Genomic DNA, 26,633 nt, shown 5'->3' on the forward strand with positions numbered 1-26,633 from the left:
CGGTCAAGATGATTTAGGATGTTTTGATCATGATCAATATCTTCTGCAAACGCCTGTTAAAAATGAGAGCATCGTATGAACGGCGCTTTTCACCCCCATCTCCCCTACATCTTTTCTAGGATCCAAGCACACAATGTCCATTGCTTTTACTTTCGAATGCTCACCAGCTAACTGAACAGCCTCAAACAGCTCTTCCGTACTCATACCACCAGGCGTTGCTGCTGGTGCTGCCGGGTTATATGCGATATCAAGGACGTCCATATCAACCGTTAAATAAATCGTATCAACCACTTTTTCTAGTTGAGCTAAGGCCTCCGTCACAATGTGTCGAATCCCGTTTTTTCTTACCTTCTTCATCGTAGTATAGTGAACGCCGTGTTGATCAGCATAATTCTTCAACTCATGACTATTAAAAAAACCATGCAATCCGATCGTATGAACATGCTTTCCTTCAACTGTGTGACTTTCTACTAATTGACGAATCGGCGTTCCATTTGCTGGACCGATATGTGCTAAATCTCGTAAATCAAAGTGTGTATCCAATTGTAAAATGCCAATCGTTTCGTTGTTATGAACTTGCTTCCAGCCTTTAATTAACATAGCAGTAATCGAATGATCCCCACCCATCATTAATGGTATAGTATGTGGATGGTGTTCTCTCATGGCTACCATCGCTTGCTGAATTTGCTGGTGTGTATACCTGATATCCGTCACATGCTGCTTGACATCTCCAAGATCTATTGCTTTTAAACGAGCTAGATCAACCTCTTCTTCAAGGTTATAAGTGCCAAATGCCCGCCATGCTCTTCGCATGGCATCAGGATTTTCACTAGCAGCAGACGTACTAATAGACGATTTAGATAAAGGTACCCCGAGAATGGTAACGTCATAATCCTCCCAGTGTGGTTTCATCTCCCCTATTGTCTCAATCCATTCATGGACTTTTAGGTCAACTCGTTTATCTGTTTGCTTTGACCAAATCATACTAGGGCGATTTAACATTGGGTATGGATAATCGTTCATTGCAGATGGCCTCCTACTACGAGTGGCACTCCCCTTTTAATGACGGTATCGACATGATTCATTCCATATTGATAGGAGAGAGTTAGATAATTCGGAACATCAAATATTGTGAAATCTGCTTTTTTTCCAGACTCAATACTTCCAGCCACATCTGCACAACCAATTGCATGGGCTGCATTGATTGTAGTCGCAGTTAACACTTCTTCAGGTGTCATTCCCATTTTCAAACAGCCTAAGTTCATAATAAATGGGAGAGAAAGTGTGGGAGATGACCCTGGATTCGCATCAGTAGACAACGCAATGGCTATTCCTGCATCAATCATTTTTCTCCCCTCTGCAAAATCAGCCATTAAGAAAAATGCTGTTCCCGGAAGTAATACGCCAATAACTCCAGCGTCTGTCATGTCCTTTATCCCCTGATCCGATGCTCTGAGAAGGTGATCTGCTGAAATGGCCCCAACGGATGCAGCTAGTTCCGCTCCGCCATAAGGTTCAATTTCATCTGCATGAATTTTGGGAATTAGTCCATGTGCTTTACCTGCTTCAAGGATTCGCTTTGATTGATCCGGTGTGAAAACACCCCGTTCACAAAAAACATCATTAAAAGTAGCCAACTTCCGCTTCGCTACTTCAGGGATCATTTCAGTAATCACTTTCGAGACGAATTCTTCAGGATCGTTTTTCTCTGATAAAGGAACAGCATGAGCACCCATAAAGGTTGAAACGATATCTATAGGGTGCGACTCATTTAATTGTTTAGCTACCTCTAATTGCTTTATCTCATGATCTAGCGTTAGCCCGTAACCACTTTTGGCCTCAAGTGTTGTCACACCATGTAACAAAAATTTGTTCAAGCGTTTTTTAGACTGTTCGAAAAGTTCTTCATGACTCGCTTCTTGAGTCGCGCGAGTTGTTGCATGAATCCCCCCGCCTGCTTCCATGATTTCCATATACGTCATCCCTTGTAATCGCATCGCATATTCATTTTCCCTCGTCCCTGCATGAACTAAATGCGTATGAGGATCTATTAGCCCTGGAGTTACCACTTTCCCTATTGCATCGATGATCTCTGACGCATCATGAATAGAATCTTGATACTTATCAACTATGTCGGCGCTTGGTCCTACTTCAATAATAATTCCATTTTCCATATAAACCGCACCATCTTCAATCATTCCAATTTGCGACATTTCTTCTTTTCTAGCAGGATGATTGGAATAACCTTCCATCGTGATTAGCTGGGCCGCATTCTTTATTAATAGTCGCTTTTTCATTACAATCCACCTCCTATTTCTTTCGTAACATCGGGACTTGAATCCCTTTCTCTACTGCTGTTTTCCTTGCTAGTTCATACCCCGCGTCAACGTGTCGAATGACACCCATACCAGGATCAGTTGTTAACACACGTTCAAGACGTTTTTCCGCTTCTTTCGTGCCATCTGCTACAATGACCATCCCTGCATGGAGAGAGTATCCCATTCCAACACCGCCACCGTGGTGTACGCTGACCCAGCTTGCTCCACCTACACTATTAATCATGGCATTCAAAATGGGCCAGTCGGCTACAGCATCGCTTCCATCTTTCATGGCTTCTGTTTCTCGATTTGGTGAAGCTACAGAGCCAGAGTCAAGATGATCACGTCCAATCACAATTGGTGCACTCAATTCTCCGCTCGCTACCATATCGTTTATAATTTTTCCGAATTTAGCTCGTTCCCCATAGCCGAGCCAACAAATACGTGAGGGAAGTCCCTGGAAACTAATTTTCTTCCTTGCCATTCGAATCCAATTGCACAAGTGTTCATTATGACTAAACTCTTTTAAAATCACTTCATCTGTTTTATAAATATCTTCTGGATTTCCCGACAAAGCTACCCAGCGAAATGGACCCTTTCCTTCACAAAATTGCGGGCGAATATAAGCCGGTACAAAACCTGGAAAATCGAATGCATTTTGAATCCCTTCGTCTTTTGCCACTTGACGAATGTTATTTCCATAATCAAAGGTGATGGCTCCGAGTTTTTGCATTTCAAGCATAGCTTGAACGTGTGTAGCGATACTTTTCTTTGCCAATTTGTTATATTGGACTGGATTTTCTATCCTTAATTTATTCGCTTCTATTAGATCTAATTTCACTGGAATATATCCATTAAGGGGATCGTGTGCCGAAGTCTGATCTGTTAGAATATCTGGAATAAAATCCATTTCGATCATTTTAGGTAACATCTCTGCTGCATTACCAAGTAAACCAATTGAAAGCGCTTCTCCTTTGTCACTTGCATTCTTCGCCATTTCAATCGCTTTAGCAAGACTATTAGTAGAAGTATCAAGATAGTTTGTTTCAATTCTCCGCTCCATTCGCTTTGGATCCATTTCTATCGCAATACAAACCCCACCATTAAGAGTTACAGCTAACGGTTGAGCAGCCCCCATCCCGCCTAAGCCAGCTGTTAGGGTAATCGTATTCTTTAAAGTTCCATTGAAATGCTGTTTGGCGCATTCACCAAACGTCTCATATGTCCCCTGTACAATTCCCTGACTTCCAATGTAGATCCAGCTGCCAGCCGTCATCTGGCCATACATCATTAACCCTTTTCGATCGAGCTCATGAAAGTGCTCCCAATTAGCCCATGCTGGAACTAAATTAGAGTTAGCAATCAATACCTTCGGAGCATCTTTATGAGTTCTGAAAACAGCAACCGGCTTTCCAGACTGTATTAACAACGTTTCATCATTTTCCAACTCTTTTAACGAATTCACGATCGCCTCATAACACTCCCAGTTACGTGCTGCTTTTCCTATTCCTCCATATACAACAAGTTCATCTGGATTTTCTGCCACATCAGGATGTAGATTATTACTAAGCATCCGTAAAGCTGCCTCCTGAACCCAGCCTTTTGTATGAAGCTCTGTGCCTCTATACTGCGTCACTCTTTTTGATTTGATATCCGACATAATCCCCATCCTTTCGAAATGCGTTCATATTGAAATCGTAGCATGACTATCACTATGGAAATAGATGACCAATTTTCGAATAATAGCAAATTATTTATAAAAAACAATATCAGTTTATGCTGCTATCAAAACGAATAGTAATTATTTTGTAAAGAGTAATTAAGCTATTTCCATTACATGAATAAAAGTAAGCCCAGTCGGGTAAGTTTCATGAATGTAGGGAACCATCTGTTTATGAAAGTCTATGAAAATAGAAAAAGCGATATTTTATATCGGTTTTATTAGTATTCTGTTATCGAAGAAATTCCGTGTTATGTATGACGTAATAATGGGAAGAGTATAGGTGGTTGCTTTTATAGTTTAGAATCAAAAAGGAGTGGAGAACATGAATAACAGTCAATTTGACAAAATCAAGAACGGAAAAGGATTTATCGCAGCGTTAGACCAAAGTGGTGGTAGTACTCCTAAGGCGCTCGCAGAATATGGCGTTCCTGAAGATTCTTACTCTAACGAAGATGAAATGTTTGACCGAGTACATCAAATGCGTACAAGAATTATTACTTCACCCGCTTTTAGTGGAGATCAAATTCTAGGTGCTATCTTATTCGAACAAACAATGGATCGCGAAATCGAAGGAAAGTATACAGCAGACTTTCTTGCAGACAAAGGGATCGTTCCTTTCCTAAAAGTGGATAAAGGACTAGCAGATCAAGAGAATGGCGTACAGCTTATGAAACCAATTCATGATTTAGATGAGACGCTAGGTCGTGCATCTGAGCGAAAGATTTTCGGGACTAAAATGCGCTCTGTCATCCATGAGCCTAATCCAAGTGGCATTAAAGCAGTCGTGGATCAGCAGTTTGAAATTGCCAAACGAATTTTAGCGACTGATATTATGCCAATTATTGAACCAGAAGTTAATATCCATAGTGAAAACAAAGAAAAATCTGAAGAGATTTTGCGCGATGAAATTATGAAGCAACTCAATGATTTAACTGAAGATCAAAATGTCATGCTAAAGCTTTCAATTCCAACACGAGCAAATGCTTACAAAGAATTGATTGAACACCCTCGCGTTCTTCGCGTTGTAGCACTTTCAGGCGGTTATTCTCGTGATGAAGCCAATGAAAAGCTGAAAGAAAATGATGGTCTGATCGCAAGCTTTTCGAGAGCATTAGCGGCTGATTTAAATGCGAATCAGTCTGATGCAGAATTTAATGAAGCGTTGCAAAGTGCGGTTGATTCCATTTATGATGCATCAGTTAATAAAAAATAGTAACAAGTAGATATAGTAGTTTATTTCTTCTGATCAATACGAAACGGGTGTGAATACGAGAATGTATTCGCACCCGTTTGTTATGTGGAGAACTTCTTCACTTTCGGTTCATTTGACTGAAGCCGTCGATACTCTCCTGGAGTTTGCCCTGCGACTTCTTTAAAAACTCGACTAAAATAGTTCGCACTCTTAAATCCTGATTCACTCGCAATGAATTGAATAGATTCTTGTGTCGTAATGAGCAACTCTTTTGCTTTTTGAATACGGGTAGACGTTAATATTTCCCGAAATGACCTCCCATATTTTTGTGTTAATGTATGGCTTAGGTAAGCTGGATTGCGAAGGACATTATTAGCTACTTCTTCTAATGATAGATTAGGATCATTGGAATGATCATCAATGTAAGCGAGCGTTTCCTCAATGATATTTCTTTTTAAAGGCGGGTTATCGGCTAATTGATGAAGAAGTTGTGTGATGAATAATATTAAGTCCTGTACAATTCGGTAAAGAACAGAACTATATAATATCGATTCAAACACTTCTTTATACAAAGTTTCATTACGGACATCCGTTAGCCCTTTTCGAACCATAAACCTTCGAATTTGAGCAAGAATGCTTGTTAAACGTGTTCGCAGCAATCCTGGCTCTGGATATGGAGGTTCCATTCCATAAAATTGCTCATACATCCACTTTTTCATTTCATCTATTCGAGATTCATCTAGCATGAACACCCACTTCCGCTGTTCTGTAATCGTCAAAAATGGATCTATCTCCTCCCACGCTTCATCTTGATCAGCACGAAGGATTTGTTGATAACCAGTGAAGAACACCATTTCCATAACTTTTTTTAACTTCATATAAATTTGGTGTAGTGACAGATCTGACTTACCAAGATGCACGGCTATGACAAGGGGCGATTCATTCAACTGCTCCCACTCCCGTAAGAAGCGCTGTGCCTGACTATTTGAATCTGGAATGGTACTCTCAAACACAACAACGATTCGGTCACTCGTTGAAAAGACAAGTGGTTTGTCATAAAAATCAAATTGATCAATAAACTGACGCAAATCCTCAAGATAATCGCTCTTCTCTAACTTCATTAAATATACTGGAAAGTGATAGTTTACTTGATCATCAATAAACAATGATTTATACCAAACTCTTTCATATGCCTCTTCTCCTGACAGTTTCCTATTTCCCGCTTTAGCATTACGAAAAGCTTTTTGCAGAGAAGTTTTCACCTCTAGAGGAGAAAGCGGTTTCACAATTAAGTCTATTGCACCGATTTCAATTGCTTCTTTTGCCCGCTCAAACGTTGGTTCTGCCGTCATCGCAATAACTTCACCTGCATACCGGTTAATAAAAGTTCTCATAAGACCCCACTTCCCCCGGGGAATCATATCTAATTCAATGAAAAACACATCTGGTAATTCCCTTTCTAACATAGTCATCACTTCTGTTAGATGGTTCGCAGTTATGAATAAGGAAATAGGAAAGGAATACTTTGAAATTAACCATTCTAATCCGCTCAGTTCTTGTGAATCACGGTCTGAAATTAATAGTTTGTACATAGACCTTTCTCACCTACTTTTTACTTACCATTTCGTTTAAACAACCTTACATCATCAGCGGATCATCACTTGTTAACAAATCCACTTATTTCAACTTTCTTTATTATTCATTTTGTCAAAATAATGCACATATCACAATGTTTTTCATCATTCATATAAACTCTTTTATGACAAAACAAAAAAAGGACATGCTAGTCACTTAGCAATCCTCCTTATCCCCCATTATAAGTTTAAGACTTCTTCATTCACCTTTACCAAGCACAGCAGTGACACCCCATACTTTATCGTATGCTCCGTAGCCATTTAACCCAATATCGAGGTCGTGGAAATAGCGATGCAGCATTTGCACATCCTTTTGACTTGCATGCTCAACGTAACGAAGCGCGATGGATTTGATCTCCTGAAGATCTCTTTCAAGATCCTTCTCCTCATTGTTTGCATAAAAATTTATATAAGATACGATTTCAATAGCTTTATCGGTTTGATCATTTGTATTCAAATTTGTTATTTCTCCAAATCCTGTTGTCTGATTGTAATAGGCATGATTCGCTGCAATAAATGCGTTCAGGTTTTCGAAATCTGTCTTTTCAGGAAGAAGAGAGGCAATATCCTTCATTTCTTCCTTCGAATAAACTTGTCTATCCTCCAAAACCGGCGATACGAGTTCCTTACTTGAAGTTTGCACATTTTCGTTTATAGAAAATAGGGCATAAATGGTAAGGGCCAAGCTACCTATTGTAGCTAGACCAAGTATGATGAATCTTAGTCTGGTATTCATCACGACATAGCCTCCCTTATTATTCTGATCTTTAACGCAACAAAAGCGATATCTCATAAGCTAATCGATATCGCTTTTGGCTATACAGCATGAGTGGAATGGTTCATCTTATTGATCTCCTAAAGTAACGGTGACACCAAAGGTATCTTCGTGGTCGTAGTTGTTCAGTGCTTTATCAAGGTCATGAAAATACCTGTGAATTTCTCGAACCTCTGACCTCGTAATCTCCATACTAGCAAGACCCTTAATCGCCATTAAGTCCTTCTTAAGATCGTCATGATCTACACCAGTTTCTAAAAACACATTGATATATGCTACAGCAGCATCCGCTTGAACTTGTTGGGCTTCTATGTCCATCGGACGATCAATCATGCCATAACCCGTTGTTCGATTGTAAAAAGCATGAAAATCTCCGACAAACTCTTCCACTTGTTTATATTCGGCCGGGAATGATGCAGAAGATACTACTTGATCATGCGCTTTCACCTTTGTACCATTCACTGCGGTATGCAGTGAGAAAATATAAATATAGAGAGCCGCGAATGTAGCAGCGACGAGGAGACTGAGTATGGAAAACATCACCTTAACCTGATCCATTTCATCTTCCCCCATTCGGATTTCTCTCTACTCTATTACGATTCCTTATTTTGCAAATCCGAAAATATTTTTAATTTTCGTTACGCCCCATTTAGGATCATGTGATCTGCTTTCATCACGGAAACGATCCTGTACCACTGCCATCAGTCTTTCTTCTCGAGCTGACATATGATCTTCAGCGATCTTTCTTTCTTTTGTCACTTCAAATTGATAAAACTCACGCTCATCAACTGAAATATCAGCAAGGTTATCGATTTTTTTACCGATAGAATTGAGTTCCATTTGATTAATGGTTGCATGTGCATCTGATGCAGTCGCGATTTCTTCATGAACAATTTCATGAACCTGATGGACAATATCCTTTTCCAATCGTTTAACCGTTTCATCGATTTTCAGTAGTTTCTTCACTTCATCAGATTCAACAAAGGAGATAATTTTTGAGAGAGATGATTGAATATCAGTCTGATCAGCAGGATTGTTAATCGGTTCAGGAGTATTTTCAATCCCTTTCCCTTGTTGATCCAATGCATTAATAATGACCTCATCTTCGGCATGGCTTTCCTTCATATTCTTAATTAATTGAAGCACTTCAATATCACCAATTGTATACGTCCGAGCGTTATTTTCATCACGTGGTATAGTTAAAAACGGAGCAAATTGCTCTTCCCATAATTTCAATGTATGACGAGACACGTTCAACATGGAAGCCACCCTGGAAATCATCAAAGTATTATTCATCTTCATCATTCCTCCCCGTTGATTTTATAATGAGTTATTCCATACCTCTACACCAGTTTTCCTGCCAGATGACAAAGGTTCTTATCAACAGACATAGACTCTCAAATATAGCGTTAATCTACCAAAGCCTCCCCGTTTGATGTAATGTTTTGAAACGGTTTAACAGCATTTCACGAATCTTGCCATCATTTTTTCCTTCAGAGAAAGATATCAACATTTAGTTTGTTCTGTTAGTTGCTTAAGTTCGTTGGATATGATGTAGCAGAATCGACTAGTAGATCTTATACAAAAGAAAGACGACACTTAAATCCTTAGTGGATCAGGTGTCGTCTTTCATATATAATAGCTTGGTTTTATACTCGTGTAAAAAAGATGAAGGTATTAGGAAACCATTAGTGCACATACTAGAATAGGAACAAACTCGGCAAAAAAAGGTCCCGTTTATCCAATACTGATGAACGGGACCTTTTTTTTATTCAATTTAAGCTAATGTTTACTCATACTCATTTTTTATTGACGAATTGATTTTAACTGCTCACTTAATTCTTTTGTCTGAATATATACGGATTGATAAATCGAAAACAGTTTTCTATATACTTTTACATTAGCTTGATTCGGAGTGAAACGTTCTTTCACTTTTATAAAGGAATCACTGCAGGATTCAAGTGTAGAAAACCAGTTACAACCCACAGCTGCTAGCATCGCCGCCCCAAGTGCTGGCCCCTCTTCACTCTCATGCTTTACAACAGTAGCATCAAAAATGTCTGCCTGCATTTGAAGCCAGGAGTCATTCTTTGCCCCACCACCAATAGAAACAATTTCATGAATGTCTTTTCCATTTTCTCTAAAAATAGAAAGTGACTCCTTCAGCGAAAAAGTGATCCCTTCTAATACTGCTTTTACAAAATGAGTTCTAGTGTGTGAAACATCCATTCCGATAAAACTTCCTCGTATGGATGAATCCGCATGCGGCGTTCTCTCTCCGGCCAAATATGGCGTAAAGAGCAATCCATTCGCACCTGCAGGGATGTTGTCGATAGAAGAAAGCAATTCATCGAATGTCGCTCCTTCGGCAAATTGGTCCCGAAACCAGTTCAGACTCTGACCTGCGGAAAGCGTGACCCCCATTGTATAATAAGCACCCGGCTTACTATGATTGAAAAAGTGAACCTTACCGTCAAAATCAAGTTGATTGCGATCTTCATATGACAAAATGACGCCAGAAGTTCCAATACTACAGAGGGTTTTACCATTTCTAAGAATCCCAGCTCCAATAGCCCCGCATGCATTGTCAGCACCACCAGCAAAAACTTCTACATTATCCAAGCCTTTCACTAATCCCTTTGTTATATTACCGACTTTGGCAGTAGATTCAATCAACGGTGGGCATAGGGATAGACTGATGTTAGTCTTGGAAGCGACTTCTTCACTCCATTTCTTCCCACTAATATCCATCATCAAGGTCCCGGCTGCATCTGAATACTCCATCTGGAGCTCACCTGTTAAACGATAACGTACATAATCTTTTGGAAGGAGGAAAACCTTAGTTCTAGCGTATAAATCTGGTTCATTCTCTTTCACCCAAAGTAATTTAGGAAGTGTAAATCCTTCGAGCGCAGGGTTATGGGTGATTTCAAGCAACCTCTTTTTCCCCACAAGTTTCTCAATCGTTCGGCATTGTGCAGTTGTTCTTGTATCATTCCAGAGAATGGCCTGCCTAAGAGGCTTATTTTCTTGATCCAGTAAGACAAGCCCATGCATTTGCCCAGAGAAACTCATTCCTTCAATAATTGCCGAGGAAGGAAGTTGTCGGGTAATCTCCTCCAAAGCATGAAGGGTTTGTTCCACCCAATCTTCAGGGTTTTGCTCGCTGTATCCAGACTTCGGTTGATGAAGTGGATATGTCTTTGATACTTCTGCTTGAACTTGCCCAGTTCGATCTACAGCGATGACTTTAACTGCACTTGTGCCTAGATCAACTCCAATAACATAGCTCATGGTGCTTCCTCCTTTCTCTCAACCTTTTACTTTAAGTTTCATTCTTTAACTTATACACGAACATTTGAAAAAGCATTTAGTAAGTATGAGTTAATCTCACCTTTTAGTTTTTCCATACGTCCTGATTTTGTCTCAATGTCATTAAGTCCTAAAGCATATTTCTCAAGCTTATGAAAGTCCGTCTTTCCTTCGATAATTTCTTTCCCAATACCTTCTGAGAAACTACGATAGCGATCCGAAATAAAATTCTCAAGAATTCGATCCTCTAACATTTGATGAGCCGCCTTTAATCCAATTGCAAAGCTATCCATTCCAGCAATATGGGCGTGGAAAAGATCGTCAGGATCGAAGGAGTTCCGACGAACCTTAGCATCAAAGTTCAAGCCACCTTTTCCAAGTCCATCATTTTTTAATATTTCATACATTGCGAGAGTAGTAGCGTACAAATCCGTTGGGAATTCATCAGTATCCCACCCAAGAAGTGTATCACCTTGATTAGCATCCACAGATCCTAGCATGCCATTTATTCGAGCGGTATGAAGTTCGTGTTCAAACGTGTGACCTGCCAACGTCGCATGATTCGCTTCGATATTGAATTTAAAATGGTTCTGCAAATCATATTTTTGAAGAAATGATAGAGATGTAGCTACATCAAAATCATATTGATGCTTTGATGGTTCTTTTGGTTTCGGTTCAATAAGAAATTGTCCGGTAAAATTAATTTCGTTTGCATAATCAAGCGCCATGTGGAAAAAGCGTGCTAGGTTGTCGAGTTCCAGCTTCATATCTGTGTTAAGCAAAGTTTCATATCCTTCACGCCCACCCCAGAATACATAATTCTCTGCGCCAAGTTCTTTCCCAACTTCCAGTCCTTTCTTCACTTTCGCTGCTGCATAAGCAAACACGTCTGCTTCAGAGGTGGTCGCAGCTCCGTGAGTGAATCGCGGATGGGTGAACATGTTTGCCGTATTCCACAACAGCTTTGTAGAGCTTGTTTTCATGTAGTCTTTTATCATCTTAACGATAGTATCGAGGTTATTATATGACTCTTTAAGTGTTTCTCCTTCAGGAGCTATATCTACGTCATGAAAACAGAAAAATGGCGCATCTAGCTTATCAAACAGTTCAAATGCAGCTTCGACCCTTGCTTTTGCTTGATCCATACCGCTGTATTCACTCCATGGACGTATCATCGTGCCAGCACCAAATGGATCAGCACCATCTGCAGTGAATGTATGCCAGTAAGCAACCGAAAAACGAAGATGTTCTTTCATCGTTTTATGACCAATTTTTTCATTAGGATTGTAATATTTGAATGCAAATGGGTTTGTGGATTGTGCTCCCTCATACTGAATACGATTAATGTTGTTAAAATAACCCAAAATAATCTCCTCCTCAAATAAAATTAGCTAACCAATGCTTAACCCTACCTGTTACTAGATAAGAACTTCATGATGTAAAGCAGAGAACATGATGTCACCTATAGTTAAAAAATCCTTAATACTAATCTACTTTCTAATGACTTTATGTAACTGCTTTCATTCAAAAGTATAGCACCCCTAAATTAGTTTGTCTATTAGATAAACAAAGTTCATAATTACTAAAGTGAACAATATTAATAATTTACTCAAATAGATGCTACTTGTAGAGGCAGTTATATCATTAATAGTTGATTTGGAGAAATAAGACATCTTCACTAGTAAGAGATTATTCATCCAATGGTAATTCTCTTTCACGAATGCACTTACACTCAACGCAATTTTCTGCTTCTACCGGACTTCTTTATTTAAAAAAGTGGACTGCTATTCGCCCCCTCTGTAAATATTTGTATTTCTAGCCATATATACTCCTCCAATATTGATTCTGCTTGCCTCAACGTTCTTATAGTAATCGGAGTTCATTATATCCCTCCCCCCAAATCAGAAAGTCGTAAATGCTGCTATATTAACTTAGACGACGATGTAACATTCATCTATCCTACTCAAATTCATAGAAAATTCCTTTCAAACACTACGAGAACAGTTAACAAATAACGAGGAGTATCAGGCTATTGTGATATACTTTTTTTAGCTTATAGTAATCTAAGCACACAAGCTAATAGCTATCGGGGGTATAGAAATGACAAATACATTTAATGCTTTTTATAGTACCTTTGAGTGGATAACGAAACTCGCTCTTCTTAATTTGCTTTGGTTACTATTTTCATTAGGAGGAGGGATTCTACTTGGGATCTTCCCTTCTACGCTTGCTATGTTTGCTGTTATTAGACAATGGTTAAAAGGAAATACACAGTTATCAATCAGTAAATCATTCTGGCACTATTATAAAGCAGATTTTTGGAAAGGAAATATTCTAGGAGCAATTTTATATTTCTTGATTGGCTTTATCTGTCTTGATTTGTTTTATATCAAGCACATACATCCAGATCAATGGACTTATATTCCTTTGTTCGCTTTTATTCTATTGATTGGACTACTATTCTTATACATTTTCCCTACTTTTGTTCATTTCGAAATTAAGCTGAGCACTGTCTTCAAAAATACTTTCTTTATAATGTTGCTTAGCCCTTTAACTACGATAATGATGGTTATTTGTCTAACGTCTATCTATTTTATAATTAAACTATTACCCGCACTAGCGTTTATCTTTGGAGGCAGTGCAACAGCTTTCATTCTTATGTGGCTATCTCTTCATGCATTTTCTAAAGTAACCAGTAAAAATTCGATTAAACATCTATGAGAACCTACAAACATGCGCTAGTGATTTCTATCATAAATAAAAAACCCATAGTTAGTTTATCCACTATACAAACTAAGAAACCTCTGATAAAATGAAAACATTGCAAGCGATTTCATTCGAAGGGAGGAAAGAGTAGATATTCTCTACTCTGTAAAAAATGGAACTAAACCGAAGCATTTACATTATGTTAATCACCCTTGTTGCAACTTTAGGAGGACTTTTATTCGGTTACGACACGGCAGTAATTTCTGGGGCAGAAGGGTCACTACAGACATACTTCTCAGATCATTTACAGCTTAGCTCTCTGGTTCACGGACTTACTGTATCAAGTGCGTTAATTGGCTGTATCATCGGTGGGGTTTTATCAGGTTACTTTTCCAAAAAGATTGGCAGAAAATATTCTCTTATACTAGCTGCTGTACTCTTTTTACTATCAGCTCTCGGCTCAGCTTATCCCGAATTTTTGTTTTTTGGCTATGGTGAGGAGCCGACTTACTCTTTGTTAATTATGTTTAATCTTTATAGAATCATAGGTGGGATCGGAGTTGGTTTAGCCTCAGCTGTTTCCCCAATGTATATTGGAGAAATCGCTCCATCTAATATAAGAGGAACGTTAGTATCTCTTAACCAATTCGCTATTATTTTCGGGATGCTCGTCGTCTATTTCGTTAACTGGGGCATCGCTAAGGGGCAACCCCTAGAATGGATGAATGATATAGGCTGGAGGTATATGTTTGCTTCTGAAGCTATCCCGGCTCTACTATTCTTGTTGCTATTGTTTACGGTGCCTAAGACACCAAGGTACCTCGTATCTATCAATAAAAATGAAGAAGCATTTGCTATCCTTTCAAAAATTCATGATCAAACGATGGCTAAGGCAACCCTATATGAGATAAAAAATTCATTTGACACGAATAAAGCAAAACTCTTTGCTTTTGGGAAAACCATCGTATTTGTAGGTATTTTGCTATCTATTTTTCAACAGTTTGTAGGAATAAATGTAGCTCTCTATTATGCACCACGAATATTTGAAAGTATGGGAGCAGCACGAGACGCCTCAATGGTTCAGACGATTATCATGGGATTAGTCAATGTGATCTTTACGATTATCGCCATCTTAACGGTTGATAAGTGGGGCAGAAAACCTCTTCTCATTGTCGGCTCAATCGGTATGACAATCGGAATGTTCGGCGTAGCTGGAATGGCTTTCTCTGGCATTATCGGTATAGCCACGTTAGTTTTCATTATTATTTATACAGCTTCCTTTATGATGTCCTGGGGACCGATCGTTTGGGTATTAATTTCAGAAATTTTCCCGAACAAAATCCGAGGACAAGCCGTCGCAATCGCTGTTGCTGCTCAATGGGCGGCTAACTACTTAATCTCTTCTACTTATCCTATGATGATGGAAGTAAGCGGTGGTCTGACATACTCTTTTTATGGAATTATGAGTATTCTATCAGCCATTTTTGTATGGAAGTTTGTTCCTGAAACAAAAGGAAAATCATTAGAAGAATTAGAAATGCTTTTACGAAAAAAAGGTATTAAGGAAAAGAAATTGGCGTAATCTCATGAAAGCTCCTCGCTTCGCGGGGAGCTTGTTCATTGTAATGCTCCCACACTTAGCAAAACAAAAGGACGAAACCTAATCGGTTTCGTCCTTTTGTCAGTATTATTCCTTTTCTTCTAACCATAGAATACTTGTAACTCCTCGGGGATAATATTTACTTCCTGTTATTTCACCAGAGATAATTTGGTCACTCCAGCTCCAAACTGACAATTCTGGATGTGTCAGCCATTTCACATGCGCCGCATCCGCTTTTGCTCCGTTTTCATCAACGTGATGCAATATTTCACGAGCAATAAATTGAGAAAGATACACTTTACTAAGCCAGGAGTTGTTACTAGTAGAGGAAATTTTCCACCCTCCATCATCAAACTTACACACGCCTTCTTTTAGGACCGTATCGAGATGTGTTTTTAAAACCCTAATGTACTCCCCAAATCTTCCTTCTGTATCAAGAGCTTCTTTACAATTCGTATAATATGGAAAGATTAGTCCTTCAATAGCAGGAATAATTCTAGAATCATTATTCTCCCCAATCACAGCAGGGATATAGCCAGAATCCGTCAAATGACTTGCCATCGTATGAGCACTTTTCTCTGCTTGTCTTCCAGCTATTGTAGCCAGCTCTTTTTCCCCTTGATCTGAAAAAATCTTTTCTAGCGCGACATAGGCCGCCCACATTTTCCCTCCAAGGTAAATATTATTTCTAGCCTGTCCTAAGGAAACGTCCAAACTATCATACGTTGTAATTTCTGCTCCGCCCATAACACGACTTGAATCCAGCCCTAGCAACCCGTTGCGCTTAACTGGGTCTGGATGGTCGCGATTTAACATACTCTCGAAGCAGCTTTTAAAAATAGTTAAGTTGTCTAATAACCATTGTTCGTCATGGGTTTGTTCAATATAAACTGACGCAGAGAGTACCCAGTTAACCAGCTGCTCCCCTGTCATATGAGAGAAACATCCATCAATCCCGTACACTTCATAAGAAGAGTAGTGTGGACGACTGATCGTATTCGCTACGCCCATATCATGAGTGAAACTGATTCCACCTGGATACAATTCTTCTTCATTTGGAAAACGAACCTGATCTTCATAACTGAATCTATTAATGAACATATCCAATTCATTCTTCACTGTCCAAGGATTCATTTTCAACTCAAAAAACAACTGATCCACTGTTAAATCAAATGTATTCATCATTCGATATTCGCCTTCGTTAACTACCCAGAAAGGCTTCCCTTCATGTTCAAGTAATTGAGTATTTCCATAATAACTACGGACCGCATGAGCCATCATGAACTTCTGATCGTTCGATAAATTTGCTTCACTAATCATCCCATTGCTTTGCAGTGCCCGTTGTTTCAGCTCATCAAAGTTTTCAATAGCAAAGTTTGCTACGCTTTCTATGTTTGAAAAGTATTTTGTGTAAAAATAAGAAGTATCCATACCAGCTGTCACAATTCCCCCTCGATAGAAGCAGATGGCAAATTGATACGTGGCTTTTTCCCCTGGTGGCACATCGGCAATAAGCGTACCTACTGGTCCGAGACCAAACGTCCAATTTTCCTCTAAAGGAGTAGTTAGGATATTTTCCATACTAAAGTGCATAGCTGACTTCGTTTCAGCCTTCTTACTTGCAATAGCCGTTATTCTTCCTTCACCGATACCTGCCAATTCTTCTGCCGTATCATCCAATCGCCGCATTGAAGAATACGGGTCACTTCCTTCGTATCCAAAAAAGGCTCGACGCTTTCTCTCTCCCTTTGTATTATCGATGGTTAATTCTGCTAGAACTGCCGGGACAAGCGTTCGTTTCAATTCCTCTTCGCTTGCTGTTTCTGGATTCTCTACTGGATGAACCTGGGAATACACCGTAAATGTTAAATCACCTGCTTTCCAGGTATCTGTACATAGTTGAAAATCTCGTTCAACTTGGTCTTTGGGAAAGGAATGAATGATGTCAGGATTGTCTGGGTTAGGATCCGGGTTCTCAATATCATACCGCTTACTCTCATCGTCATTCGCATCAAAGAATGGAAGAGCATCATAATGACCTTTTTGCTTCAGTGATTCCAGTCCAACGTATATGTTCTTCCTCGGTGAACGCCCTAGTTCTAAATCGAGTCCACCTCCATTACCCCCATAACCTAATGTAAAACTTGAAAAAGCACCGATCGGTGAATGATGAGCATTATAAAAATTGTTTTCTGGCATAACTATCCCTCTCTTTTCCTATAATAAGCTATCCCTTAACTGCACTAGATGATATTCCTTCTACAACCTTGTTACTGAAAAAAATAAATGCAATTAAAATCGGTAACACACTAATGATCAAAGTAGCTCCGATTGCCCCCCAATCCGTCATGTACTGACCAATGAAATTCTGAATACCAACCGTTAACGTCTTGTACTTATCTGAGCTAATAAACGTGTTAACAAATACAAACTCATTCCAGTTATAGATCATATTAATAATTACGGTTGTAGACATAACTGGAATCGTCATTGGCAAAATAATTCTAAAAAACAATCGATGAATGGAACAACCGTCAATAATCGCTGCTTCTTCAATCTCACGGGGCAACGTATAATAAAATCCTAGTAAAATCATCATTGTGATCGGTAAGTTATATGCCGTATAAGTGACAACAATAGACAATGGATTATCTATCAAATTCACATTTAAAAACATATTAAACAACGGAATGAGAGCTGAATGAATCGGGATCATCAAACCAATCATAAACAACCCCAGTACTAGTTTACTTAATTTCCAATTCAGCCTCGTAATCGCGAAAGTAGCCATACTGGCTAATAGTACTGTTAATAGGATGGCTACCGCTGTAATCCATACACTATTGAAGAAATATAGGCCAACCCCTCCATCCCAAACCTTCTGGTAGTTTTCCCAATTAAACTTGCTGGGAAAGGAAAAAGGAGATCCCGAAAAAATCTCTTGATTATCTTTCAGAGAGAATAAGAACAACCAAATGATTGGATATATTTGAAATAAACCTAATATCCCTAAGCAGAGATAGAGCAAGACATAACCTAAACGATTCATAAAAGAAGCCCTCCTAGTACTGGATATTTTCATCCGATTCCGTCAGTTTACGAATGATGAGTGTCACGATCAACGTAATTAGAAGAAGCATAAAACCTACCGCGCTTCCATAGCCAAACTTATAATTTGAAAATGCTAGCTTATACATATAGGAAGCCATAACTTCACTAGCCCCGTTCGGCCCTCCGCCAGTCATAACGTAAATGAGATCAAAATATTTTAAAGAACCTACAATGGCAAGTACGACAGTCACTTTTACGACGCCCATAATAAGTGGAAGTTTTATTTTATAAGCGATTTGCAGAGCAGATGCCCCATCAATCCTTGCAGCTTCAATAATCGAATCTGGAATATTCTTGAGCGCAGCATAATAGATCAATATGTAAAACCCTGCATACTGCCATAGAATTGGGATGAAAATGGCGTATAATACAAGCGAAGGCTCCGCTAACCACGAAGGCGGATTATCAATTCCAATCCCTATAAGAATACTATTCAGAATACCATTATTAGGATTGTAGACTTTAATCCATAGCTGTGCGATTGCAACAGAAGATAAAAGCATAGGGATCAAATAAATTTTCCTCAATAAATCGGCACCTTTTATCTTCGATACGAGGATAAGAGAAATGGCCAGATAGATAATCAAACTGAGTGTTGAAAACAATGCAAGGAGAAAAGAATGTAGAGCACTATCCCAAAACTTATCATCCTGAATAACATTAATATAATTATCCATTCCAATAAATTTCATCGCACTTATACCATCCCAATCCATTAACCCATAATAACCACTCAATAGTAGAGGGATGAAAATGAGAAGCCCTATAAGTAACAGAGATGGTAGAACGTATAACGCAATGACAAACTTATTCGACATAACTTTATTCATAACCACAACTCCATACTGTTCAGATTAGAAAATGCTACCTACTCGCTAGAGAGGACGACTTTATTATTTTCAATGAAAAACAAATTAATATGTTTAACCAAAATACAAAGGAAATAAGAGGCGCTTCTTTATTTGCTATTTTTGTTATTAGAAAGGAAAGAAACTGGCCTCACTTGCAATAGAGGCCAGCTATACTTTTATTTCCCATTACTCAGAATCCGAGAGTGCTTTCTCGTGCAACTTCGCAAACTCTTCAGGTGTAATTTCTCCTCCGAAAAGCGCCTGAATGGCATCAAGGTGAACCTGGGCCACCTCTGGCTTCATTTGCACATCCGCAAACAACGTGATACTACTAGCTTCATTTAATTCATTCAGTACATCGTTGTACATATCTGGAAGCTCAAGATTTTCACTATTCACCTTTGTTGCAGGGATTACGCCCGCTTCTTCTACAGACTTCTCTCCCCATTTCTCTACGAAGAATTTAACAAATTCCTTCGATTCCTCTTTAACATCTGAATTATCCGCTACAAAAAGCCCAACACCTGGACCACCAACGAAACTATTCTCATCACCACTACCTTCAACTGTTGGAAATTTAAAGAAATCAACTGAATCTCTAAACTCCTGAGGAACATCTTCATTCGTCGTGTAGTTTGGTAGATCCCAAGTTGCAATTAAATACATAGCAGCTTGTCCGTTCATAAACATACTTTTGGCTTCTTCATCTGACAGGCCATTAAACCCCTTCTCAAACGCTCCCATGTCTACAAGGTTTTGAACCTTTTCTGCTGCTGACACTAAGGCCGGGTCTTCAAAAGTGCCAGAACGATCAATCGCTTTAGTTAACATGTCTGATCCACCAATTCGATCTGCAAGATACATGTACCACAATGAGCCAGTCCATCTATCTTTATTTCCTAATGCGATTGGTTCCACATTATTTTCATTCAATGTTTTTACTACGTTTTTTAATTCTTCATACGTTTTCGGCGCCTTAAGACCATACTTCTCAAAAATCGCTTTGTTATAGAAGACAGTTGCAATATTTAATTCAAGTGGAAGTCCGTACGTCTTTCCATCAATCTCATATGCCTCAGTTGTACCTGAGACGAATTGATCTTTTAATCCATCATCCAGAACATCATCTAGTGGTGTAAACATCTCACCATCCACATAAGGTTCCAAAAATCCTGCTGGCCACGTCATTCCTACATCTGGTAGCTGTTCTGACGTAGATAATACTTTTAACTTATCTTTATATTGTTCATTACTAAGCACCTCAAGGTTAACGTTTACATCCGGGTTTTCTTTTTCAAAATCCGAAATGATTTCGCTTACAATTCTGTTGTGATCTTTAGAACTTCCTTCAGGCCAAAGGTGCATGAAATCAATCGTTTTCGTATCACCACTCGATTCTTCATTACTACTTGAAGAAGCACAACCTGTAGCTAGTAAGACCGTGAATAAAACCATCACAAAAAATGTAAACGCTTTCTTATAACCCATCTAAAATCCCCCCTTATAATTAATAAACCGCTTTCCGTAAATTCAGAATAGCAAATACATTTATGTTTGTCTACTGGATAAACTAAGTTTGTGTTAGAATATTGGTAAGAAGTTAATCGAAAAGGGGAACAAAATGAAAATGACACTAAACCACACTTGGAATCAACACGTTGTAAAAAGAGGGAATAAATCGATCGTACTACAAGTAATAAAAGACAATACTCCGATTTCAAGAGCGGATATAGCGAAAATGACCGGGCTTAATAAAAGTACTGTTTCCTCTCTTGTCAGCGAGCTCCTTCTCGAAGAATTGATATATGAATCTGGCCCTGGAGAATCGAGTGGTGGCAGAAGACCCGTTATGCTTCTGTTCAACGAGCTTGCCGGTTTTTCAATTGGAATTGATCTAGGTGTAAACTATATGTTAGGCATCTTAACAGATTTAAATGGCAACATTGTCAAAGAGGAAAAGTTGAATTTCTATGATTTAACATATAATAAAATTGAGTCTCAACTCATTGCCATGATCAAGAGTCTTTCAATGAACACTCCTTCATGCAAATACGGTGTAATAGGAATTGGAATTGGCGTACCAGGAATTGTGAATAAAGACGGCGAAATTTTATTAGCTCCAAACCTGGGGTGGAAGAACATTAAGTTAAAAACCATTATTGAAGATGAGTTTGCCATTCCTGTTATCATCGAGAATGAAGCAAATGCTGGAGCATATGGCGAAAAGAAATTCGGAGTTGGTCAGGCATTTGATAATATTGTATATGTTAGTGCTGGAATTGGAATTGGCGTTGGTTTACTCTTGAACGGTAAACTTTATCAGGGTCATGATGGTTTTTCAGGAGAGATGGGCCACATGACAATTGATGTGAATGGTCTCGAATGTCGCTGCGGGAATAAGGGGTGCTGGGAATTATATGCTTCAGAGAATACTTTGCTTAAAAAAGCTAAAGAATTAAAGTTAAACCCACACCAAGGAAAAGAACTTTGTTTAGATGCATTGATTAAACTGGCTAATACGGATCAGCGTTCTGCTGATTTGTTTGAAGAAATAGGAACTTACCTTGGAATCGGCATTAACAATATCATAAATATATTCAATCCAGAACAAGTTATCATAGGAAATCGTCTCGCTTCAGCCAAAAAATGGCTAAAAAAACCAGTAAACAAACATATCAATGATCATACACAAAGATTTCAACAGAAAGGACTTAGGATTGATTTTTCTGAGCATTCAACTCATTCTTCTGCCCTAGGCGTAGTAGCCTTTACAGTTGAAAACTTTCTTCAGATCGATTTAGTTAATTAAAAGAGAGCACCGCTTTTCTTGCTACCTAGTATGTTACTTATCGGAAAAGAGAAACAGTCAATAGTTGTTCTTTTTTCCGATTTTTAATGGATAATCAATTAGATAAATACATACATGTGCGTGCTATTATCATAACAAATCTTAAAACATTTTAGCTCTTCTATTGTCATTTGATCTCCCGCTCAATAAAACTCACCTTTAAACGCCTAATGTAAACGTTATATGAACTTTCCTCTCTTGAGTAAACAGTATTTACATCCCCCTTCCCCATTCTTACAAATGCAAGTGATTCTTCCCCATACATTTCGGTTATTCCTTCTTCAAAAAGAATCTGATCATTCGACTACATCGACAGCTTGCAACCTTCTCACCGCTCATCCCCCTTGCTGACGTTTCTTTTACAATCCTTTTAACTCGGTGATGTTAAAAAACCGCAGACTGTAGAATAATTATTACACTCCTAAAGTTAATTAAATAACAAAATGATAAGTAGAATGATAGTTAAAATTAACAAACAAAAGATGGTATTCCTCAGAATTTGATTCTTTTTTTGCCTTTCTTCCTTTCCTAGTGAACCGTAAAAATGAGGAAAAAACAGAATAATAATCCATTGTGGTATCGATACTCCAAGCATTAATGGCAACTCAGCTTTTAACCGAAACGGCTCGCCTTCCATCAGTGTAATAATATAAATAACAATTCCTACTACAACAGGGCAGAGTATGATGTAAATCAACTTTTGCAACATGGTTTTTAATATAGATTTTTCATTGTGGTATTCTCCCATAACTCCCCTCCCATTGCCTTAGTTTTCTCTTCTCAACCACAAACTAATTGCCACTAACACGGACTTGTCTATGAACTTTATTCCAGATAACTCCGAGTTTACGGAACATCGTTATGTGTTAACGGTGTTTTCAACTATTGGTTTGTATCCGTAGGACAGAAGACATTACTCCTATGAGGCAAGATGAAAATAGTGAAAGATCCGGAGTTATTCCAAAATAAGGTAGAATTGTACATTTCGGAACTACAGCGATCATGGTTAATAAGATAATCAAATCTAGTCTTACGGTATTCAAATAAAATCCTCTTAAAGCAAATCAATACTTTTATTAGCGTCTTATTATTTAACGCTATTTCAAGTTTACTGAACGTTAACGTTGGATTAATACCAATTATTTCAAAATAGCATGTATAACTCAATCTTTACTTTTAAAAAAGGAGCCTATCTTTTTAAAGACAAGTTTCGATTGCTTATGGAAGACTTGATTTTGACAATTCTTTAGGACTTTCCACTAACGTAACCCATAGATTAATAGTCAAAATTGCCTTTTCTACTTCAAATTTTAACCTATCTATATCCCAGCCATCTTCTTTATAATTTTTGATAACTTTCCCCTGTACTTTTTGCCCTCCATCGAATCTTTCTGGATTGGAAATTCGTATAGTTTGTATATCTGGCATCTCCTTAAATACATAAGACTCTGTAGAGGATTCTGCATCGTTAACTGTTGACCAAGATTCGACCTCGATTTCCGCACTTTCTTTGTTGATTTTAGTTATTTCCCCTTTAATAAATGTTGCTTCTTCAACCTGTAAACAACCTATCATAGTAATAGCTAAAACTGTAATAATGAAGAAAACCTTACTTTTTAACACTTCGTAACCCCCTTAAAGATACATTTATGATACTCTCTGCACTTATGCAATTAAGAGAACTCTTTTTAGCATTCGCTAAAACCTTGTCAACAACTTAATGCCACTTATTTCAAACCGCATAGACTATATCAATCTATATTTCATAGGCACTGTGAAAGTATAATGTTGATATTTATAGAAAAAACAGAACCTCCATAAAACGGAAGTTCTGTTTGATATTATTGTCTTATTGCTAACGCCCCTATTAGCTTAAATACTTTTTATTTCCCTTTAATATTACATTCTGGACTCTTTTTTCTCTTTCCAATGACTTACAATAAGGCTTGCAGAGGAAACTAACAATAGCAACATAAAAATTGAGGAGATTAGTGATTTAATTCCTGCTTGATTACTAATGCCACTAAAAAGTTCAAACAAAAAGTAAGCCATTAACGATACACTTATCACAAATATAAGAACTTCAACTTTCACCTTTCATACCTCCATTACAAACTTTCAATTTATTTGCGTCCAATCTAAGGATAGGAAAGTAAATTGTTTTACTAAACTACCCAAATTTATAATACCAATTATTTCAAATAATTCCGCATAACTCAATCTTTAATTCCAGTTAAAAGAAGCCTATCTTTTTAAAGATAATCATAGAAGAAGACGTAAAAGAACATGTGATTGGGACTTTTACTAATTGTTAGATAGCGGAATTCTTTTCTACTTTACTGGCATTGAAGAAGCCACTCCATTCCCCCTTCAAGTATATAAAAACCCTCTGAAAACATTCAGAGGGTTAAATCAATTATTTTACACCTTTCATCAATTTCTTGATCTTAGGTGAAAGTAGGAATAGTGCAATACTCAATATGATTGCCATACCTCCGATTGCCCCGAAGTACAGCGTTTCTGTTTCTGGTGTATAGAAACGGACAAGTTGTGCATTCAATGCTTGTGCGGCAGCTGAAGCTAAGAACCATAGACTCATAGTTTGAGCAGAGAAAGCTTCTGGAGCTAATTTAGTTGTGGCAGAAAGACCTACAGGTGATAAGCATAGCTCACCAAGTACAACGATAAAATAGCTAAGCACGAGCCATAATGGACTTACTAGTGAATCTTCTCCTCCCAAATATACAGGCAGTAGTATCACTAAAAATGATAAACCGGCAAACAATAGACCAAATGAAAACTTCTTCGGAATCGACGGTTGACGATTGCCAAGTTTCACCCACATCCAAGCAAATACTGGAGCTAATAGAATGATAAATAAAGGGTTTAACGATTGGAACCAAGCTGGGGATATACTGATTCCCATGAATTCCAGTTCAGTTCGCTTATCTGCGTAAACTGCAAGGATAGTTGAACCCTGTTCTTGAATTGCCCAGAACATAACAGCTGCAATAAATAATGGAATATAAGCGATGACTCTGGAACGTTCAGTTTGCGTTGTTTTCGGACTATAGTACATCACGATAAAGTAAATGGTTGGAACGACGATTCCGAAGATACCTACTAAATTAATAAATACGTTTAATGTAAATAAGCCCGCAGGAATCGTAATACCTAAAACGATAGTAAGACCAACAATAACTAAACCTACGATTAATCCATATTTCTTTTTCTCAGATGGGGCAAGCGGGTTTGGAACATAAGTACCAGCAAGACCAAGATTCTTCTTCTTTGTTATCATAAATACCACAAGACCTACGAACATACCGACGGCTGCAACCGCAAATCCCCAATGGAATCCTTTTGTTTCCATAAGTTTACCAACGATTAGCGGAGCAATGAATGCACCAAGGTTGATACCCATATAGAAAATACTGAATGCTGCATCGCGACGCGTGTCACTTTCACTGTACATCTCTCCAACCACAGTTGAAACATTCGGTTTTAATAGTCCTGTTCCCACAACGATCAATACCATGGAAACAAAGAACATAGCTAAACTTCCTGGAAATGATAATGCAATATGACCAAACATGATGAATATTCCACCGTAGAAAACGGCTTTCGAAGTTCCGAATATCCTATCTGCCAACCAGCCTCCGATTACTCCGGACATATATACAAGTGAACCATAAATCGACATGATTGCTAAAGCTGTGTTTTGCTCTAGACCCAAACCGCCTTCTGAAACCTCATAGTACATGTAGAATACAAGGATGGCACGCATTCCGTAATAAGAAAAGCGCTCCCAAAATTCTGTGAAGAATAAAGTGAATAATCCCTTCGGATGTCCAAAGAAACCTTTTTGAGGGACGCTATCCACAATTTTCTGTTTATTCATTGATGACATGTTACTACCTCCCTTATTCCTTTACTATAATATTTTAATATTTTAATAAAGTCAAAAAAAGTTTTAAACTCTTTATTATAATCAAAAATATTTTTCTATTTCAAATATTAAGTTATTTTAAGATAATTAAAAAATGATTAAGGTACTGTAATAAATATAAAAATGAAAATAAGCCCGCCATCCAATTTGAACGGCAGACTTATTTTCATTTTCATGACTTTATTATGTTTTAAACCATATGATAACGTTTCAATCCCCTGATCTATTATCACGTTAACATTTAACTTGTTTGAAGTTTTTAGGCGATGGTGCAGTTACTTCCTCTCCAAATACCTTTGCTTTATCAATATGTGAATGAATTAACGCTGTGTTTCATGATTCCTCATCGAGCGATACAAGTATGAGTATGTGGATACCAACATCATCCATTTTTTATCATAAATACTCCTTGTTCCTTCTCATAAAAATCATTAGGTTTTAAAACAACTTTTATATGATCACATAGATAGTAGAAAGTATCCTTATCACCAAAAAGAAAGGTTAGTGTTTTCTTTAAGTTGATCTGATATGTAAAAAAACGTTGAGCGCACGATTAATGAAGTTCGGTCTTCAACCTCTTCTTTGCTCCTTTATAACAGCAATTTTCCGAATAA

21 protein-coding genes are annotated in these 26,633 nt (G+C 38.0%); 4 read left to right on the top strand and 17 right to left on the bottom strand.

Annotated features, from left to right (window positions below; translation table 11 throughout):
* Window positions 1–33: 33 nt before the first annotated feature.
* Genes Q4550_RS13760 through hutU form a run of 3 tightly spaced genes read right to left on the bottom strand, consistent with a single transcriptional unit; the run spans window position 34 to window position 3,978 of the window.
* Entirely contained in the window at window positions 34–1,023 is a 990-nt protein-coding gene (locus tag Q4550_RS13760; protein WP_303533533.1) for an agmatinase family protein, read from the bottom strand.
* Window positions 1,020–2,297 carry an imidazolonepropionase gene (hutI, locus tag Q4550_RS13765; protein WP_303533535.1) on the bottom strand — a complete coding sequence of 426 codons (1,278 nt, stop codon included), beginning with the start codon at window positions 2,295–2,297 and terminating at the stop codon, window positions 1,020–1,022. Before hutI ends, Q4550_RS13760 begins: the two co-directional genes overlap by 4 nt.
* Window positions 2,298–2,310: 13 nt before the next feature.
* A complete protein-coding gene (gene hutU / locus Q4550_RS13770; protein ID WP_303533539.1) occupies window positions 2,311–3,978 on the bottom strand; it encodes a urocanate hydratase in 1,668 nt (555 codons plus the stop codon).
* Between the two features lie 385 nt (window positions 3,979–4,363).
* Between hutU and Q4550_RS13775 the strand changes: the two genes are divergently transcribed.
* The gene (locus Q4550_RS13775; RefSeq protein WP_303533542.1) at window positions 4,364–5,254 is read left to right on the top strand and encodes a fructose bisphosphate aldolase; all 891 of its coding nucleotides are present in this window, start codon (window positions 4,364–4,366) and stop codon (window positions 5,252–5,254) included.
* Window positions 5,255–5,334: 80 nt separating this feature from the next.
* Here the strand turns inward: Q4550_RS13775 and Q4550_RS13780 are convergent, their stop codons facing one another.
* The 6 genes from Q4550_RS13780 to xylA all read right to left on the bottom strand — a co-directional run bounded on the left by Q4550_RS13780 (window position 5,335) and on the right by xylA (window position 12,318).
* Complete coding sequence (locus Q4550_RS13780) at window positions 5,335–6,825, bottom strand: helix-turn-helix domain-containing protein (protein ID WP_303533544.1); 1,491 nt, start codon at window positions 6,823–6,825, stop codon at window positions 5,335–5,337.
* A 241-nt stretch (window positions 6,826–7,066) separates the two neighbouring features.
* Window positions 7,067–7,603: a hypothetical protein gene (locus Q4550_RS13785; RefSeq protein ID WP_303533546.1), complete on the bottom strand. Its 537-nt coding sequence runs from the start codon at window positions 7,601–7,603 to the stop codon at window positions 7,067–7,069.
* Window positions 7,604–7,711: 108 nt separating this feature from the next.
* Window positions 7,712–8,200, bottom strand: a complete 489-nt coding sequence (locus Q4550_RS13790; RefSeq protein WP_303533548.1) for a hypothetical protein — start codon at window positions 8,198–8,200, stop codon at window positions 7,712–7,714.
* Window positions 8,201–8,245: 45 nt separating this feature from the next.
* Window positions 8,246–8,938 carry a MerR family transcriptional regulator gene (locus tag Q4550_RS13795; protein ID WP_303533550.1) on the bottom strand — a complete coding sequence of 231 codons (693 nt, stop codon included), beginning with the start codon at window positions 8,936–8,938 and terminating at the stop codon, window positions 8,246–8,248.
* Window positions 8,939–9,448: 510 nt separating this feature from the next.
* Window positions 9,449–10,936 carry a xylulokinase gene (gene xylB, locus Q4550_RS13800; RefSeq protein ID WP_303533553.1) on the bottom strand — a complete coding sequence of 496 codons (1,488 nt, stop codon included), beginning with the start codon at window positions 10,934–10,936 and terminating at the stop codon, window positions 9,449–9,451.
* Between the two features lie 50 nt (window positions 10,937–10,986).
* On the bottom strand, window positions 10,987–12,318 hold the full coding sequence (gene xylA / locus Q4550_RS13805; protein WP_303533555.1) for a xylose isomerase: 1,332 nt from the start codon (window positions 12,316–12,318) through the stop codon (window positions 10,987–10,989).
* Between the two features lie 736 nt (window positions 12,319–13,054).
* On the opposite strand from xylA, the gene Q4550_RS13810 reads away from it, so the two are divergent.
* Complete coding sequence (locus Q4550_RS13810) at window positions 13,055–13,675, top strand: YesL family protein (protein WP_303533556.1); 621 nt, start codon at window positions 13,055–13,057, stop codon at window positions 13,673–13,675.
* A gap of 157 nt (window positions 13,676–13,832) precedes the next feature.
* Window positions 13,833–15,242 carry a D-xylose transporter XylE gene (xylE, locus tag Q4550_RS13815; protein WP_303533558.1) on the top strand — a complete coding sequence of 470 codons (1,410 nt, stop codon included), beginning with the start codon at window positions 13,833–13,835 and terminating at the stop codon, window positions 15,240–15,242.
* 105 nt (window positions 15,243–15,347) lie between these two features.
* Here xylE and Q4550_RS13820 read toward each other — a convergent pair whose 3' ends face one another.
* The 4 genes from Q4550_RS13820 to Q4550_RS13835 all read right to left on the bottom strand — a co-directional run bounded on the left by Q4550_RS13820 (window position 15,348) and on the right by Q4550_RS13835 (window position 20,710).
* On the bottom strand, window positions 15,348–17,459 hold the full coding sequence (locus Q4550_RS13820; RefSeq protein WP_303533561.1) for a glycoside hydrolase family 52 protein: 2,112 nt from the start codon (window positions 17,457–17,459) through the stop codon (window positions 15,348–15,350).
* Window positions 17,460–17,487: 28 nt separating this feature from the next.
* Window positions 17,488–18,309 carry a carbohydrate ABC transporter permease gene (locus Q4550_RS13825; RefSeq protein WP_303533562.1) on the bottom strand — a complete coding sequence of 274 codons (822 nt, stop codon included), beginning with the start codon at window positions 18,307–18,309 and terminating at the stop codon, window positions 17,488–17,490.
* A 13-nt stretch (window positions 18,310–18,322) separates the two neighbouring features.
* A complete protein-coding gene (locus tag Q4550_RS13830; RefSeq protein ID WP_303533563.1) occupies window positions 18,323–19,201 on the bottom strand; it encodes a carbohydrate ABC transporter permease in 879 nt (292 codons plus the stop codon).
* A 207-nt stretch (window positions 19,202–19,408) separates the two neighbouring features.
* Window positions 19,409–20,710: an extracellular solute-binding protein gene (locus tag Q4550_RS13835; RefSeq protein WP_303533564.1), complete on the bottom strand. Its 1,302-nt coding sequence runs from the start codon at window positions 20,708–20,710 to the stop codon at window positions 19,409–19,411.
* Between the two features lie 139 nt (window positions 20,711–20,849).
* Between Q4550_RS13835 and Q4550_RS13840 the strand changes: the two genes are divergently transcribed.
* Entirely contained in the window at window positions 20,850–22,031 is a 1,182-nt protein-coding gene (locus tag Q4550_RS13840; RefSeq protein ID WP_303533624.1) for an ROK family protein, read from the top strand.
* 466 nt (window positions 22,032–22,497) lie between these two features.
* Here Q4550_RS13840 and Q4550_RS13845 read toward each other — a convergent pair whose 3' ends face one another.
* The 4 genes from Q4550_RS13845 to Q4550_RS13860 all read right to left on the bottom strand — a co-directional run bounded on the left by Q4550_RS13845 (window position 22,498) and on the right by Q4550_RS13860 (window position 25,980).
* Complete coding sequence (locus tag Q4550_RS13845; RefSeq protein ID WP_303533565.1) at window positions 22,498–22,818, bottom strand: hypothetical protein; 321 nt, start codon at window positions 22,816–22,818, stop codon at window positions 22,498–22,500.
* 470 nt (window positions 22,819–23,288) lie between these two features.
* Window positions 23,289–23,693, bottom strand: coding sequence for a hypothetical protein (locus tag Q4550_RS13850; RefSeq protein ID WP_303533567.1), 405 nt, complete (start codon window positions 23,691–23,693; stop codon window positions 23,289–23,291).
* A gap of 276 nt (window positions 23,694–23,969) precedes the next feature.
* Complete coding sequence (locus tag Q4550_RS13855; RefSeq protein ID WP_303533570.1) at window positions 23,970–24,164, bottom strand: hypothetical protein; 195 nt, start codon at window positions 24,162–24,164, stop codon at window positions 23,970–23,972.
* 322 nt (window positions 24,165–24,486) lie between these two features.
* A complete protein-coding gene (locus tag Q4550_RS13860) occupies window positions 24,487–25,980 on the bottom strand; it encodes a peptide MFS transporter (RefSeq protein WP_303533571.1) in 1,494 nt (497 codons plus the stop codon).
* Between the last annotated feature and the right edge of the window lie 653 nt (window positions 25,981–26,633).

The organism is Anaerobacillus sp. 1_MG-2023 (genome assembly GCF_030547345.1).
Classification (GTDB): domain Bacteria; phylum Bacillota; class Bacilli; order Bacillales; family Guptibacillaceae; genus Guptibacillus; species Guptibacillus hwajinpoensis_B.

Excerpts from the sequence above, each read along its gene's own strand:
- Q4550_RS13820 (WP_303533561.1), bottom strand. The coding sequence starts at position 17,459 with ATGCCAGAAAACAATTTTTATAATGCTCATCATTCACCGATCGGTGCT.
- xylB (WP_303533553.1), bottom strand. The coding sequence starts at position 10,936 with ATGAGCTATGTTATTGGAGTTGATCTAGGCACAAGTGCAGTTAAAGTC.
- Q4550_RS13780 (WP_303533544.1), bottom strand. The coding sequence starts at position 6,825 with ATGTACAAACTATTAATTTCAGACCGTGATTCACAAGAACTGAGCGGA.
- Q4550_RS13810 (WP_303533556.1), top strand. The coding sequence starts at position 13,055 with ATGACAAATACATTTAATGCTTTTTATAGTACCTTTGAGTGGATAACG.
- Q4550_RS13860 (WP_303533571.1), bottom strand. The coding sequence starts at position 25,980 with ATGTCATCAATGAATAAACAGAAAATTGTGGATAGCGTCCCTCAAAAA.
- hutU (WP_303533539.1), bottom strand. The coding sequence starts at position 3,978 with ATGTCGGATATCAAATCAAAAAGAGTGACGCAGTATAGAGGCACAGAG.
- Q4550_RS13840 (WP_303533624.1), top strand. The coding sequence starts at position 20,850 with ATGACACTAAACCACACTTGGAATCAACACGTTGTAAAAAGAGGGAAT.
- Q4550_RS13835 (WP_303533564.1), bottom strand. The coding sequence starts at position 20,710 with ATGGGTTATAAGAAAGCGTTTACATTTTTTGTGATGGTTTTATTCACG.
- Q4550_RS13790 (WP_303533548.1), bottom strand. The coding sequence starts at position 8,200 with ATGGATCAGGTTAAGGTGATGTTTTCCATACTCAGTCTCCTCGTCGCT.
- Q4550_RS13825 (WP_303533562.1), bottom strand. The coding sequence starts at position 18,309 with ATGAATCGTTTAGGTTATGTCTTGCTCTATCTCTGCTTAGGGATATTA.
- xylE (WP_303533558.1), top strand. The coding sequence starts at position 13,833 with ATGGAACTAAACCGAAGCATTTACATTATGTTAATCACCCTTGTTGCA.
- Q4550_RS13775 (WP_303533542.1), top strand. The coding sequence starts at position 4,364 with ATGAATAACAGTCAATTTGACAAAATCAAGAACGGAAAAGGATTTATC.
- Q4550_RS13760 (WP_303533533.1), bottom strand. The coding sequence starts at position 1,023 with ATGAACGATTATCCATACCCAATGTTAAATCGCCCTAGTATGATTTGG.
- Q4550_RS13845 (WP_303533565.1), bottom strand. The coding sequence starts at position 22,818 with ATGGGAGAATACCACAATGAAAAATCTATATTAAAAACCATGTTGCAA.
- Q4550_RS13830 (WP_303533563.1), bottom strand. The coding sequence starts at position 19,201 with ATGAATAAAGTTATGTCGAATAAGTTTGTCATTGCGTTATACGTTCTA.
- hutI (WP_303533535.1), bottom strand. The coding sequence starts at position 2,297 with ATGAAAAAGCGACTATTAATAAAGAATGCGGCCCAGCTAATCACGATG.
- Q4550_RS13785 (WP_303533546.1), bottom strand. The coding sequence starts at position 7,603 with ATGAATACCAGACTAAGATTCATCATACTTGGTCTAGCTACAATAGGT.
- Q4550_RS13795 (WP_303533550.1), bottom strand. The coding sequence starts at position 8,938 with ATGAATAATACTTTGATGATTTCCAGGGTGGCTTCCATGTTGAACGTG.